Annotated in this window: 14 protein-coding genes; 8 read left to right on the top strand and 6 right to left on the bottom strand. The window is 35.3% G+C overall.

Annotated features, from left to right (window positions below; all coding sequences use genetic code 11):
• Nucleotides 1–124: 124 nt before the first annotated feature.
• The 3 genes from ACA100_RS08210 to ACA100_RS08220 all read left to right on the top strand — a co-directional run bounded on the left by ACA100_RS08210 (nucleotide 125) and on the right by ACA100_RS08220 (nucleotide 2909).
• Complete coding sequence (locus tag ACA100_RS08210) at nucleotides 125–1009, top strand: RNA ligase family protein (RefSeq protein ID WP_481077219.1); 885 nt, start codon at nucleotides 125–127, stop codon at nucleotides 1007–1009.
• Nucleotides 991–2151: an AAA family ATPase gene (locus ACA100_RS08215; protein WP_481077220.1), complete on the top strand. Its 1161-nt coding sequence runs from the start codon at nucleotides 991–993 to the stop codon at nucleotides 2149–2151. The genes ACA100_RS08210 and ACA100_RS08215 overlap by 19 nt, the downstream gene beginning before the upstream one ends.
• 80 nt (nucleotides 2152–2231) lie before the next feature.
• Nucleotides 2232–2909 (top strand): SMI1/KNR4 family protein, encoded by a 678-nt coding sequence (locus tag ACA100_RS08220; RefSeq protein WP_481077221.1) that lies wholly within the window; start codon nucleotides 2232–2234, stop codon nucleotides 2907–2909.
• Here ACA100_RS08220 and ACA100_RS08225 read toward each other — a convergent pair.
• Nucleotides 2899–3495 carry a TetR/AcrR family transcriptional regulator gene (locus ACA100_RS08225; protein ID WP_481077222.1) on the bottom strand — a complete coding sequence of 199 codons (597 nt, stop codon included), beginning with the start codon at nucleotides 3493–3495 and terminating at the stop codon, nucleotides 2899–2901. The two genes, ACA100_RS08220 and ACA100_RS08225, sit on opposite strands and share 11 nt — an antisense overlap.
• Nucleotides 3496–3609: 114 nt before the next feature.
• Between ACA100_RS08225 and ACA100_RS08230 the strand changes: the two genes are divergently transcribed.
• The 5 genes from ACA100_RS08230 to ACA100_RS08250 all read left to right on the top strand — a co-directional run bounded on the left by ACA100_RS08230 (nucleotide 3610) and on the right by ACA100_RS08250 (nucleotide 9144).
• Nucleotides 3610–4797, top strand: coding sequence for an MFS transporter (locus ACA100_RS08230; protein WP_481077223.1), 1188 nt, complete (start codon nucleotides 3610–3612; stop codon nucleotides 4795–4797).
• 117 nt (nucleotides 4798–4914) lie between these two features.
• A complete protein-coding gene (locus ACA100_RS08235; protein WP_481077224.1) occupies nucleotides 4915–6438 on the top strand; it encodes a cation:proton antiporter in 1524 nt (507 codons plus the stop codon).
• 130 nt (nucleotides 6439–6568) lie between these two features.
• Nucleotides 6569–7345, top strand: coding sequence for an ABC-three component system protein (locus ACA100_RS08240; RefSeq protein WP_481077225.1), 777 nt, complete (start codon nucleotides 6569–6571; stop codon nucleotides 7343–7345).
• Complete coding sequence (locus ACA100_RS08245; RefSeq protein WP_481077226.1) at nucleotides 7329–7550, top strand: ABC-three component system middle component 7; 222 nt, start codon at nucleotides 7329–7331, stop codon at nucleotides 7548–7550. The genes ACA100_RS08240 and ACA100_RS08245 overlap by 17 nt, the downstream gene beginning before the upstream one ends.
• Nucleotides 7543–9144 carry a DUF2326 domain-containing protein gene (locus tag ACA100_RS08250; protein WP_481077227.1) on the top strand — a complete coding sequence of 534 codons (1602 nt, stop codon included), beginning with the start codon at nucleotides 7543–7545 and terminating at the stop codon, nucleotides 9142–9144. Before ACA100_RS08245 ends, ACA100_RS08250 begins: the two co-directional genes overlap by 8 nt.
• Nucleotides 9145–9194: 50 nt before the next feature.
• Here the strand turns inward: ACA100_RS08250 and ACA100_RS08255 are convergent.
• The 5 genes from ACA100_RS08255 to ACA100_RS08275 form a co-directional block, all read right to left on the bottom strand.
• A protein-coding gene (locus ACA100_RS08255) for an IS3 family transposase (RefSeq protein WP_481076906.1) occupies nucleotides 9195–10555 on the bottom strand; the annotation gives its coding sequence in 2 pieces (ribosomal slippage) (nucleotides 9195–10075 and nucleotides 10075–10555; 1362 coding nt in all).
• A gap of 85 nt (nucleotides 10556–10640) precedes the next feature.
• Entirely contained in the window at nucleotides 10641–11984 is a 1344-nt protein-coding gene (gene hslU / locus ACA100_RS08260; RefSeq protein WP_481077228.1) for an ATP-dependent protease ATPase subunit HslU, read from the bottom strand.
• A 9-nt stretch (nucleotides 11985–11993) separates the two neighbouring features.
• A complete protein-coding gene (gene hslV / locus ACA100_RS08265; protein ID WP_481077229.1) occupies nucleotides 11994–12533 on the bottom strand; it encodes an ATP-dependent protease subunit HslV in 540 nt (179 codons plus the stop codon).
• 92 nt (nucleotides 12534–12625) lie between these two features.
• The gene (locus ACA100_RS08270) at nucleotides 12626–13321 is read right to left on the bottom strand and encodes an ion channel (protein WP_481077230.1); all 696 of its coding nucleotides are present in this window, start codon (nucleotides 13319–13321) and stop codon (nucleotides 12626–12628) included.
• 13 nt (nucleotides 13322–13334) lie between these two features.
• The gene (locus ACA100_RS08275; protein WP_481077231.1) at nucleotides 13335–13829 is read right to left on the bottom strand and encodes a DUF8051 family protein; all 495 of its coding nucleotides are present in this window, start codon (nucleotides 13827–13829) and stop codon (nucleotides 13335–13337) included.
• Nucleotides 13830–13873 lie beyond the last annotated feature (44 nt).

Genomic DNA, 13873 nt, shown 5'->3' on the forward strand with positions numbered 1-13873 from the left:
CATAATACCGACACCAATTTATTCAAATTGATTGTAAAAAATCTAATATCTATCGATACATTCAAATTTTACGTTTGAAGGTGAATTGTTGTCATTTTTTATTCCATATCATTGGAGAATAAATATGAGACACAATCATAATTCAGACGATTTTCAATCAGATTTCATCAAATATCCACGCACAAAACATTTAGAAAGCTCGCGCCTGCAAAATGGCGACACAGATCATGATCAAATGCCGTATCGAAGCTTAATTGGTCAATGGATCATTGTGGAAGAAAAGCTCGATGGTGGCAATGCTGCCATTAGTTTCTCTAATCAAGGGGAATTGCGCTTGCAATCCCGTGGGCATTATCTAACAGGTGGCGGACGAGAGCGCCAGTTTAATCTATTTAAACAATGGGCAGTTGCGCACGAGTTGTGGTTATTGGATCGATTGGAAGATCGTTATATTTTATTTGGGGAATGGTTACATAAAAAGCACTCAATTTTTTATGATCATTTGCCTCATTATTTCTGTGAGTTCGATATTTGGGATCGCAAGCAACAATGCTTTTTATCCACTTATGAACGCGCACTATTATTAAAAGATGGCCCAGTTTTATCTGTGCCTGTGTTATATGCTGGCTTTGCACCGAAATCTTTAAAAGATTTATTGGAAAATGTGACGCAATCCTTAGCCAAAACAGCAGAATGCCAAACTGTGTTTGAAAGCATTGTGAAAAGGGAAGGCTTTGATCTTGCGCGATCACAATCGCAATGTGATCCATCGTTATTGATGGAAGGTTTATATCTCAAAGTGGAAACGGCAAAAGAAACGATTGACCGCATTAAATGGGTTCGTCATGACTTTGTGCAAGCGATCATGGATGCCAAACAGCATCACGCTTTGCAGGATTTTATTCCGAATCAATTGCGTAGCAATGTGGATATTTTCGCTCCGCACATCACAGAGTTTTGGCAACACACTGTTTCTATGGAGGAGCTTTTATGTCCTTGCTCACAGTAAAAGGCAATTATAAAAATTTATATCAATCGGTGAGAACTGCGATTGATACAGCATTTAATCTCGATAATTTTGCAGAAATTATCCCTGATTTATATGCATTGAAAGATTGCCCACAAGATCCTTATTTTCATGGTGAAGGCAATGTTTGGATTCACACAGAATTAGTGATGAATGCTTTATTGAATGATGAAAATTTTCAAGAGGAATCGGAAGAAGCACAGTTTATTTTGTTCATGGCTGCGCTGTTGCATGACATTGCAAAACCAGATACAACGGTGATTGATACTGATTCTGGGCGCATTCGTCAACCAGGTCATTCTAAACGTGGCATGCTCGATGCTCGGATTATTTTATGGCGATTACAAGTGCCATTTGCAATCCGAGAGGCGATTTGCAATCTCATCGAAGTGCATCAATTGCCATTTTGGATATTGAGTGATGATCAGCGAGAAGATCCTATTTTTGTGGTCAATCGTTTATCTTGGGATGTTTCCTTGTGGTATTTATATTTATTGGCAAAAGCGGATATGCAGGGCAGGGATTATGAGCATAAAGCGCAAATGCTCGATGAAATAGAGCTATTTTGCTTGTTTTGTGAAGAGCATGATCTGTTGCATCAACCGAAGCAATTTGTGGATGATCATACGCGCGTGCATTATTTTCGTGGTGCGAATGTTCAGCCTGATTTCCCGTTGTTCAATGAAGGCGGTAGCGAAGTCATTCTGATGGCGGGCTTGCCTGCGAGTGGGAAAAATCATTGGGTGGAAAAGCATTGCAAAGGTTTGCCTGTGGTTTCGTATGATGATGCGCGTGCACATTTGAAATTGCGCCATGGTGAAAACGAAGGCATGGTGACACATTATGTGCAGGATCAAGTGAAAGTATGGCTTCGTAAAAAAGAGCCATTTGTATGGAATGCTACGCATTTATCGAAAGAGATGCGAGAGAAAGCCTTGAATTTGCTCTATGCTTATAATGCGAGCGTTAAAATTATCTATTTAGAAGCGGATGAAAAAACGATTCTTTCAAGGAATCAAAAGCGTGATAGCACATTGAGTAATGATCGCTTATTGAAGATGCTGTTTAAATGGTCAGTGCCTAAAAGAATCGAAGCGAATGAAGTGATTTATTGGGGACATTAATTCAAAATACACTTTAATATTAATCGGCGTATAATGCTCTGCCATTAATTTAATCAAAGACATAAGGTTTATATTTTAAAATGGATATTCAGCATCTGGAATCGGTCGAAGCAATTTATGGCGTACAATTGCCAGAAGTGTATTTGAGATTATGCCAAGATGGTTTATTGAACACAGGCAAATATGGTTCCATGTGGTATGGCACATATTATAGAGAGCGCTTAAAGCATCCAACACTATTATTTTTGAGCAATGAATTTGAATTAATCGAAGATAACAGTATTGCAGAAGTTGCTGAATGGGTGAATGATGATTTTTCCCCTGAAGAATTCACATGCATTCCTTTTGCAATGAGTGGCGCGGGCGATTATTACTGTATGGCTTATCCGAAAGAAGATAGCGATGGCATCGATCCTGTCGTGATTTATCTCCCACATGATTATAATGAATATACATATTTAGCGAAAAACTTTGTGGACTTTATTTTCAGGCATTTTTTAGAAGCATTAACAGATTTAAGCTTTTTTGATTTAGAAGATGAAAAGTTTTCCATTAAAGAAGCTTTGCATCAATCTTTATTGGCGCATCAGCCTTATTTGTTAGAAGAGCAATTTGAAAAACTCAAAGAGATTTTAGCGCGCGAGATCCAAACATTTGAAAACAATGAATATGTAGGTTATCTCAGCAAAGAAGAGTTTAAATCCATCATCCAATCTATGATTCCTTTTGAATTTTTGGATCAAGCAATCAGTTTTTAATTTTTAAGCCATTCATTAATACAGTCCAACAATCAATCGCCTCAGGTAATCGTGCTTGGGGCTTTTCATCATTGGCGATCCAAAAAGCTGCTTCTGTCAGCGAGCCATTAATGAATACCGCTAAAGTTGTAGCATTGGTTAATTGAATATCGCTATTATCCATGCCTTTTTTTAAAAGTTGCTCTACAGATTCTATGCATTGCATTTGGATTTTGGAGAGCTCGCTGCCCAATACAGATTTTGCATCAATCAATAAAATCTGCTGAATTTCAGGATCCAAAACCATTTCTAAATAGGCTTTACCCCGTTGATATAAGCCTTCCCACGGATCTTTTGCATTGTTGGAAATATTAAGTAATTGCGCATCAATTTCTGCATCGATCTGCTTAACAACCTCAGCAAATAGCCCTTTTTTACTGCCAAAGTGATGATAAATTGCTCCGCGCGTTAAACCTACAGCTGCAGTGAACTCATCCATTGAAGTATTGGCATAACCTTGTTCTGCAAAGGCAATTCTTGCCGCAGATATTAATTTATGTTGTGTATCTTCCATCAGTTGAGTACGTACATTTGTGGTTTTTTTCATCTCGAATCCATCTAAAAAATTTATAACATTGTAATTGACATACGTGGCGTATGCAAATACAATCCGATTGAACATACGCCACGTATGTAAGTAAACAATTTTGAGGATTTATTTATGGCTTCTTATGCCGCTTTATTGAAAACGCCAGGTGCTAAAGGCTTTGTTTTAGCAGGATTATTGGCGAGATTACCAGTTTCTATGACAGCAATCGGCATCATTACAATGCTCTCTGAAATGGATGCAAGTTATACCTTAGCTGGCAGTGTTGCTGCGGTATTTACATTGAGCTGTGCCATTCTTTCACCACGAATTTCAAGAGCCGTTGATCGAAAAGGGCAGAGTAATATTCTGCCTTATGCATCGTTGATTGCTATTGTGAGCATTTTGAGTTTGTTGGCAGTTGCTTATTGGTCATTGCCTTCGTGGTTGCTGTTTGTCTTTGCAATATTGGGGGGATTTACACCAAGCATGTCAGCTATGGTTCGTGCGCGTTGGACGGAAATTTATCGTGGCCGACCAGAATTACAAACGGCATATGCATTTGAAAGTGTATTGGATGAAGTCTGTTTTATTGTTGGTCCACCATTATCAGTGGGATTATGCGTTGCTTTATTTCCACAAGCGGGCCCATTATTAGCAATGGTATTTCTAGCAATTGGTGTCACAGCTTTTGTGATGCAAAAGCAAACGGAGCCTGCGGTCAAACCTATAGAAATCTATTCGAGTTCAGTTTTTCGATTAACGATGGTGAAAACTTTAACTTTGTTAATGGTATTTTTAGGCATTATTGTTGGTACGATTGATGTGGCGAGCGTTGCCTTTGCTAAAGCACAGAATATTCCCGCATCCGCAAGTTTAGTCTTATCATTTTATGCTGTGAGTTCATGTGTTGCAGGATTGCTCTTTGGTATGATGCAGTTTAAATTATCGCTCGTAAAGCGTTTGATGATGACTGCTATTGCCACTTTAGTATCAACTTGGCCGCTGTTATTGGTGTGGAATATTGCGTCGCTTTCTGTAACAGTATTTATTGCAGGTTTCTTTTTCTCACCAACATTAATCACAGCGATGAGCTTAATTGAAGAAAATGTACCAGATGAACAGCTTACAGAAGGTTTAACTTGGTTGTTATCAGGTTTGGGCATTGGTGTCGCTTTGGGTGCAGCAATCGTAGGCTTTGTGATTGATGAATATGATGTGCATACAGGCTTTATGGTTGCGTTATTATCAAGCACGTTTGTATTATTAACAGCATTATTTGTTCAGAAATTACACAAACAAGTTGATGTTAATTTTGTATAAATTTACATCACGCAAATAAATCGAGAAAAATATCGGATATTTGAAAAATTATTTATGCACTTAAAGCTTCACCGCTTATAATTACGGCATTTATAACAATAGGTACTAAGTATAATTATGGGAAGCTTTGTTTTTTTACAAATATTTACAGTAGTTTTTCTACTCTCCATCGCGACAACGCTATTTAATAAGCGTGTATTAGGTTTACCCGCAGCAATTGGTGTGCCAATTGTTTCTGCGATTTTTGTATTTTTATTACAATGGACGGTGAGCTTATTTGGCAGTAATGATTACATTAAGATCAATATTCATGAAATAGAAGCTGCTGTGCGTAGCATTGATTTCTACAATTTTTTAATCAATGGGGTGATCTGTTTTATTTTGACATCGTCAGCATTGAAGTTTCGTATCTCTGATTTGAGAACTCATTTTAAGCCTATAGCGATTTTAGCTAGTCTTGCATTAGTTTTATGTGCTGTTTTCTTTGGTTCTGGGCTTTATGGTTATCAAATGGTGACAGGTGAGCCAGTCACTTGGTTGGTGGTATTATTGCTTGGTTCTGCGTTGGGTGCGACAGATCCGATCGGCATTAAAGGTGTTTTAAGCTCAGTGAAAGCACCGCATCACTTAATGGTGAAATTAGAAGGTGAATCATTGTTCAATGATGCTGTGTGTATCGCTTTATTCATGAGTATCTTGGCAATTGTGAAAGGTGGGCAGTTTACAGTAGAAGATTTTTTCGCAACTTTAGCGTATGAGATTGTTGTCGCGGTTATCATTGGTGTAATTTTTGGTTTGTTTGTATTAAAGCTTTTAAAAGGTAAGCATGAAATGGAATCGTTGATTTTATCAACGGCATTTTTAGCAACAGGTTCTTATCTTGTGGCTTTGTATGCACATGCATCTGGTCCGATTGCTTGTGTTGTGGGTGGTTTGATTGTAGGTAATCGTTGGCAAGATATTTTAAAAGAGCAAGAGATAGATGAAATCAATCACTTTTGGCATACAGTCGAAGGCATCATTAACTCATTCTTGTTCACATTGATTGGTATGGAATTATTTATTATTGATTTCAATACAGATCTATTGTTAGGCGGTATCGTTGCATTCATTATCTTGCACTTATCACGTTTTGCAGGGAACTATTTAGCATTTGTGCCTTTTAGATCAGTGAGAAAAAAGAGTTATCACGGCAGTTTAGCGATTTTATCTTGGGGCGGCGTTCGTGGCGGTATTTCATTGGCATTGATTTTAGCCGTTGCTAATATCCCTGAGTTATCGCAATACAGCAGTATTTTGATTGGTTATACATTTACATGTGTATTATTGTCAGGTTTAGTTTGTGGTTTAGGATTGCCTGGCGTGATGAATGCTTATTATCATAATCCAAATGAAGCAAAAACAGGCTTTGCAGGCTGGTATCAGAGAATGTGCCACAAAATGAATTTTAGCGGCATGCAATACATTGTGACTGAAGATAAAAATGGTCAAGAAGTGATTTCTATTTATAACCCTGAATGTTTGGTGGATGAAGCAAAATTAGAAGCCGCCGAAGAAGAAAATGATAAGGAGTTAGTGGAAGAGATCCAAGATCAATTGGATACTAAAGTGAAACAATTGGAAAATTCAGAGAATTTCTAATAAATCTGATTAAACTCTTATAAACCACAAAAGTTAGCAATAGCTTTTGTGGTTTTTTGTGCATATTTATTTTTATCAGGTAAAATTGATAGATTAATTAAATACATTATTTAATTGGAATATTAATAGAATGGCAAATAAAAGAAGAAATGTTACATATAATGAAAAAATGACTTTACTTACAGAGGTTGCTGGTAAGTGCCCTAAATGTAGTAAACGTTTGATGGGCAAAAATAATAATAAACAGATAGTTTTATTTGAAGTTGCACACATTTATCCTCTAAATGCGACTGATCATCAAAAAGAAATATTTAGCGATGAAAAAAAATTATCTGATGATATTGATAGCATTGAGAATATGATTCCTTTATGTTTTGATTGCCATAAAATATTTGATACGGATATAAATGTAGAAGACTACAGAGAGCTGTATGAAATCAAGAAAAATATTTTAATAAGAAATGATCTTATTAAATCATGGAATGGACAATTATTACATCAAGATATTTCAAAGGTTGTTGAAGCTTTGTCTAACCTAGATGAAATAGATTCAGATCTGACACTATCATATACTGCCGTAGATATTAATAGCAAAATAGATGCTTCTCTAGGTAACATATATAAATCTAAAGTTAATTCTTTAATTACAGATTTTTATCTTCCAGTTCAGAATGCATTTAAAAATATAGAAAAAGAACACTCTAATAGCATGATGATGATATTTTTACAAATTAGACAGTATTATTTTATGGTATCTGAACGAGAGAATAATCAAAAAATAATATTTAAAGAAATATGTGAATGGTTGATGCATAGCGCTTCTTTAAATGATTTTGCAAAGGCAGAAATACTAGTTGCATTTTTTATTCAAAATTGTGAGGTATTCTCAAATGCAACTTCCAAATAAATTAATACCTGTATCTGAGAGTAGTGTGTATAAATCAATATTTTTAATGAAAAATATTGGGCAAGGAATTACAGTTCTAGACTTGTACAAAGCCAATAAATCAAAATTTTTAGATATTACTGATTTTATTGATGCACTCGAGATATTATTTGTAACAGAAAAAATTATTTTAGATATGAAAACAGGAATAATAACCAATGCTTAAGAGTATAAGTTGTGACAAAATACTTAATACACCATTAAAATTTAAGAAGGGTTTAAATGCTGTTGTTGGTGCAGATGACGCCCACAATTCTATTGGAAAATCATCTATTTTAATGTTGATTGATTATGTTTTTGGTGGGGGAGATTTTTTAGAAAAGTGCAGTGATGTTATTAAGAATGTGGGGCATTTGGAGCTTTTAGTAGAATTTGAATTTGATAAAGTATACTCTTTTAGGCTGAATACTAATGATTCTAATATTATTCATTTTATTGATCAGGATGTTGATTTTTCTTTAATAGAATATTGTGAGTTTTTAAGAAAAATGTATGGCTTAGATCAATATAGTTTATCTTTTAGAGAGTGTGTTAGCCCATTTTTCAGAGTTTCACAAAGAAATAATTATAATCTTGATAAGCCATTAAATGCGGTGTCAGCTGAATCATGGCTAATGGTCCGTAAAAGAATTTTAAAATTATTTAATTCGTATAATATTATTGAAAATCTAGAAAATGATTTAAAATTAAAAGAAAATGATAAAAAAGCTGTCGAAGGTACTTTTAACTCTGGCGCAGTATTTAAAATTAACAAAACTACATATAATAAGAATGAAAGTAAGTTGCATGTACTAGAAAAATTATCTCAAGATATTGAAGAATCAATGAAAGAAGGGGTTGCTGATATTCAGAAAATCTTAAATAATCGAAATATTGAATTGATGAACGCAAAAAATGACTTAGTTGAGCAACAATTTCGTTTGAAGAAATTTATATCTAGATCAAATCAAAGCTTGGGATATTTACCAAGTAAATTACAAAAGGATTATAGAGATTTAATTGAAATTTTTCCGACTATTAATATGGATCGATTGTTAGAGATTGATAGTTTTCATCATGGCATTATCAAGATAATGAAAGAAAAGCTTAAAGAAGAGAATGCAGTTTTTGTAAATGAATTAGAGCGTGTTGAAACAGAGCTAGAAAATATAAATCAACAATTCAATCAAATCGATGGAAATAATAAGCTTAAGAGCCTATTAAAAGAATTTACAGAAATTGTCAGAGAAAAAGATAAAATTTTGAAAGAAAATGAATTTTATAATAAATTAGAATGCATTAAGTCTAATATTTCTGGTATTAAGGAAGAAATTGATAATATCCTTGTTTCCGCGTATGAAAGGATTAATTGTATAGTAAATAATGGTCTCGCTAGATTTATATCAGAAATCTATTTAGATAATCCAATTGTGCCTAAATTTACTCTAGGCAGTAAAAATTATGAATTTGATGCCGGAGATGATAGCGGAACGGGAAAAAACTATGGAAACCTTATAGCATTAGATTTAACCTTTTTAGAGGAAACATGTTTACCATGTATGATACATGATAGTTTACTATTAAAAAATATGGCGAATGACTCAATACAAAATGTTATTAAGTTATATTCCTCTTTTGAAAAACAAATTTTTATATCAATTGATGAAATCAAGAAGTATGAGTTAAAAATTCAAGAAGTTATTAAAGACTCTATGTTTTTAAAATTAGATGCTCAAAACTTCGCATTTAAAGTTTCTTGGAATAAAAAACCTTTAATTTAAATAAAAAACCTCGCATTGAACTGACCCCATAAACTTGGACAGTTTATAAATTATAAAGACAAGGACTGATTTCGATATTCTATCGGACTCAGTCCTTTTAGTTTGAGCTTAATTCGATCATTATTGTAATAATCGATGTACTCATGAATCTCTTTCTCTAATTGATCGATAGATTCAAATTTTTTCACATGAAATAGCTCTGATTTCAAAACACCAAAGAAGTTCTCAATCACAGCATTATCATAGCAATTGCCTTTGCGTGACATGCTTTGTCTAACTTTGTGATCTTTTAAAGATTGTTGGTACTGTTTCATTTGATATTGCCAACCTTGATCAGAATGTAAAATCAGTTTCTTGCGTCCTTTCTTATGTAACTTTAAATGCTTCAATGCCTTATTCAGCATTTTACCCACCAACTCATATTTGGAGTTTTTAGCAACTTCATAGCTAATAATTTCCTGATTATATAGATCTAAAATCGGAGATAAATACAGCTTTTCACCGTTCACTTTAAACTCTGTGACATCTGTTACCCATTTTTGGTTGGGCCTTTGAGCCTTAAAATTACGCTTCAAAATATTCTTCGCTATTTTTCCAACTTTTCCTTTATAAGATTGGTATTTCTTCGGTCTTACTAAAGATTTAAGATTCAGTAATCGCATGATTCTTTGAACTTTTTTATGGTTAATGGGGAAATCTTTTTGTAATATCGCAGTGATGCGACGATAACCATATCGACCTTTATGCTCATGAAAAAGGGCTGTTATCCTTGCTTTAAGGCTTTCATCTGAATCAGGCTTAGCCAATACTGCCTTATGATAGTAATAAGTGCTTTTGGCTAGATTCATGATTTTCAGTAACGATGACAATGAATGCTTTACTTTGAGTTCTTCTGCGATGATTGTTTGCGCCTGAGCGCTTCTTCCTTCTCGTCCAATTCCTGAAACTTTTTTAACACATCATTCTCCGCACGAAGATAGGCTAATTCAGCTTGAAGTTGATCTATCAACTTTTCTTGTTCAGTGCGATTATCAGGTTTTTTGGGCAATCTCATCTTTTTAGGTCTTCCTTTTTGACGTGGTTCAAGTGCACTCAAACCACCTTCTTTAAACAGTGATTGCCATTCTAATATAGAAGTAAATGCTGGAATATTAAAATATGAAGCCGCTTCGCGGGCAGAGTAATAATGATCTGACATAAACTTCAATACATAATATTTGAATTCAGCAGAATATAATCGTTTTGTTGTTCTTGGCTGAATCCCTGATTGACCATGATACTGATAAGCTTTGACCCACTTTTTAACGGTGGAGTGATCAATATTAAAATGATCAGCTGTAGAGCTATATCCATTTCCTTTTTGATAAAACTTAACAACTTTTAATTTGAAATCAAAAGAATACTTCGCCATATAAAAACACCCCAAAGTTGTGTCCAACTTTTGGGGTGCAGTTCACATTGCGAGGTTTTTTATTGAGTTTATTTAAAGCAGAGAATTAGAGGATAAATCTGCTCAAATCTTCATTGTCAGACAATTCGCCCAATGAGTTTTTAACCATTGTTTCATCAATTGTCACATTTTCACCGCTCTTATCAGATGCTGTGAAAGAGATTTCCTCTAACAAATGCTCCAAGATTGTGTGTAAACGGCGAGCACCGATGTTTTCAGTTTTCTCATTCACGTTGTAAGCAATCTTAGCGATTTCAGCAATTGCGCCATCTGTGAATTCTAAGTTAACTTCTTCAGTTTGTAGCAATGCTTTGTATTGTTTGATCAAAGCTGATGATGGCTCTTTCAAAATGCGCTCAAAATCATTTGCAGTCAATGCACTCAATTCCACACGAATTGGCAAACGGCCTTGTAATTCAGGGATCAAATCAGAAGGGCGAGCCAAGTGGAAAGCACCTGAAGCGATGAATAAAATATGATCTGTTTTTACAGGACCATATTTCGTTGAAATTGTGCTACCTTCAATGATTGGCAATAAGTCACGTTGAACACCTTCGCGAGAAACGTCTGTACCTGAGCTTTCACCACGGCGACAAACTTTATCAATTTCATCAATGAATACGATGCCAGTGTTTTCCGCAGCTTCGATCGCAGCTTTCTTCACTTCTTCTTCATTCACTAAACGGCGTGCTTCTTCATCTTGAACCAATTTTAAAGCATCTTTGATTTTCAACTTTTGCTTATGTTTTGGTTCATTGCCTGTTTGGCTGAATAGCGATTGCAATTGTTCTGCCATCTCTTCCATGCCAGGCGGCGTCATGATGTTCATGCTAGAAGCATGTTTTTGTGTTAATTCGATTTCGATCTCTTTGTCATCCAACTCACCGCGAACCAATTTTTCACGGAATTTTTGACGAGTTGTTGAGTTATCTGTGCTTGGTGCATCAGGCTCATTATCAAAACCTACTGATTTCGGGCGCGGAATCAATACATCTAAAATGCGGTTGATGGCAGCTTCCTCAGCTTTTGGATGAGATAATTTGATGGCATCTTCACGCGCTTTTTTAATGGCAGCTTCTACTAAATCACGAATGATGGAATCCACTTCGCGGCCAACATAGCCCACTTCTGTGAATTTTGTTGCTTCAACTTTAATGAATGGTGCATTCGCCAAGCTTGCTAGGCGACGAGCAATTTCAGTTTTACCAACACCTGTTGGTCCAATCATTAAGATGTTTTTAGGTGTGATTTCTTTGCGTAAATCACCTGTTACTTGCTGACGTCTCCAGCGGTTGCGCAAAGCAATCGCTACAGCGCGTTTTGCATCATTTTGTCCAACAATATAGCGATCCAATTCTTGGACAATCTCTCTAGGTGTCATTTCACTCATGATAAATTCCTAAAACGTTAATTTTTCAATCGTTTGATTGTGATTTGTGTAAATACAGATATCTGCTGCAATATTTAAGCTTTTACGCACGATGGATTCTGCATCTAATTCGGTATTGTCTAAAAGGGCAAGTGCTGCACTTTGTGCAAATGCGCCACCAGAACCGATGGTTGCCATGTTGTGTTCAGGCTCGATCACATCGCCATTACCTGAAATCACAAGAATTGCTGTAGGATCAGCAACGATCAATAATGCTTCTAAGCGGCGCAATTGGCGATCAGTACGCCAATCTTTTGCCAATTCAACAGCCGCGCGTGTCAATTGGCCATTGTGTTGTTCTAATTTAGCTTCAAAGCGTTCAAACAGTGTGAATGCATCTGCTGTGCCGCCTGCAAAGCCAGCGATCACTTTACCATTGTATAAGCGGCGAACTTTACGCGCATTACCTTTCATCACAGTATTGCCAAGAGAAACTTGACCATCGCCGCCGATGACAACTTCATTGCCACGTCTAACAGCACAGATCGTGGTGCCACGATATTGTTCCATTTGAACTCCTTGTTCATTGTTTCAGTTACGTCCAATTAAAATGTGGACGAATTTTAGGATTTCAAGGCATTCAATATTGGCTTGGCAATTTTCTATTCAGTGGTTTTATGTTTGTTGTTGAGGTTTTGCACCATGCTTGTGACATAAACTGTGAAAATAGGGAAGATGGTGATCCCTGTAATGGCTAAAATTGCAGTGCTGATTTTCCCAGCAGTTGTGATGGGAATAATGTTAGAGCCTAATGTTGTGGCTGTCATGGAAGCCCACCAAAGCACATCGCCATAGGTTTTAACATCAGGGTTGATACCATTTTCAAACACAAAGAAGATGAGTGTCTGTAAATATGCAATGGAGAAAAATAGTGCCAAATAGGAAACAAATAATCCTGTGATTTTATTGCTGATCAATAGCTTAGCAAGTAAGAATAAGCCAATTGTGCCACGCAAAATGGGTAAGAATTTTAATAGATAAAAGCTTTGGTGAGAGATGGCTAAATCATAATATTCAAAGATATTGATATAAGGAATAGAGACAAAAATCAGTATGCCATAATGTTTTAGATAGCTGACTTTGTTTTGCGCCAACATGAATAAAATGACGAAATCAAATAAGAAGTAAATACAGATCCAAAATTGTAATTGATTGCTACGAGCGAAAGGATCACCATTGATATTGGGAATGTCAAACAGTGTGATGTCTGCGATCAAAATTAATGATGCAATAATGGTTGAAGCATAAATTAATTTTAGTAATGATTTTTTTAGATTAGGGTTTAATTGAAAGCTCATAATTCATTATTCACTAAATTTTATTTTTATGGATGGCTGCATAGGTTGAAAAAGCAATGATTATCAAGCCAGTAAAAGATATTAAAATGATTGTTAGTATTGATATAGAAGAATGTGTAGGAGATTGATCACCAATATTGATCCATGCATATGCCGTAACAGCAATGAGAATAAAAGCCAGTAATGTACCTAATGATTCTAAACGGATGAGTAGTTTTGACATAGGTTTAGGCGATTTTGGGAAAATTTTAAAAAGATCTATTAAATAGACAATCATATAACTCATGCCAACCAAAATAGCGATGAGATAGCCTGAATAATTGGTAAAAAATAAATATGCTAATATTAAGCTCCCTAATCCTAATATTGTTAGAAATGTATTGAATAGACCTAATACGAGGCTGGAATATGCACTGAAATCTCTCATTTCAACAAATCCGCCAGGAATCATTGAAGCTAAATTCACCGCAGAAACAATGAGGAGAGCTGGAATGATGTAGTCGATCATAGAATGTTCCTAAGTTTTTCGGATGATTTATATAATACAGATAA

This window comes from Wohlfahrtiimonas sp. XWW7, assembly GCF_056716055.1.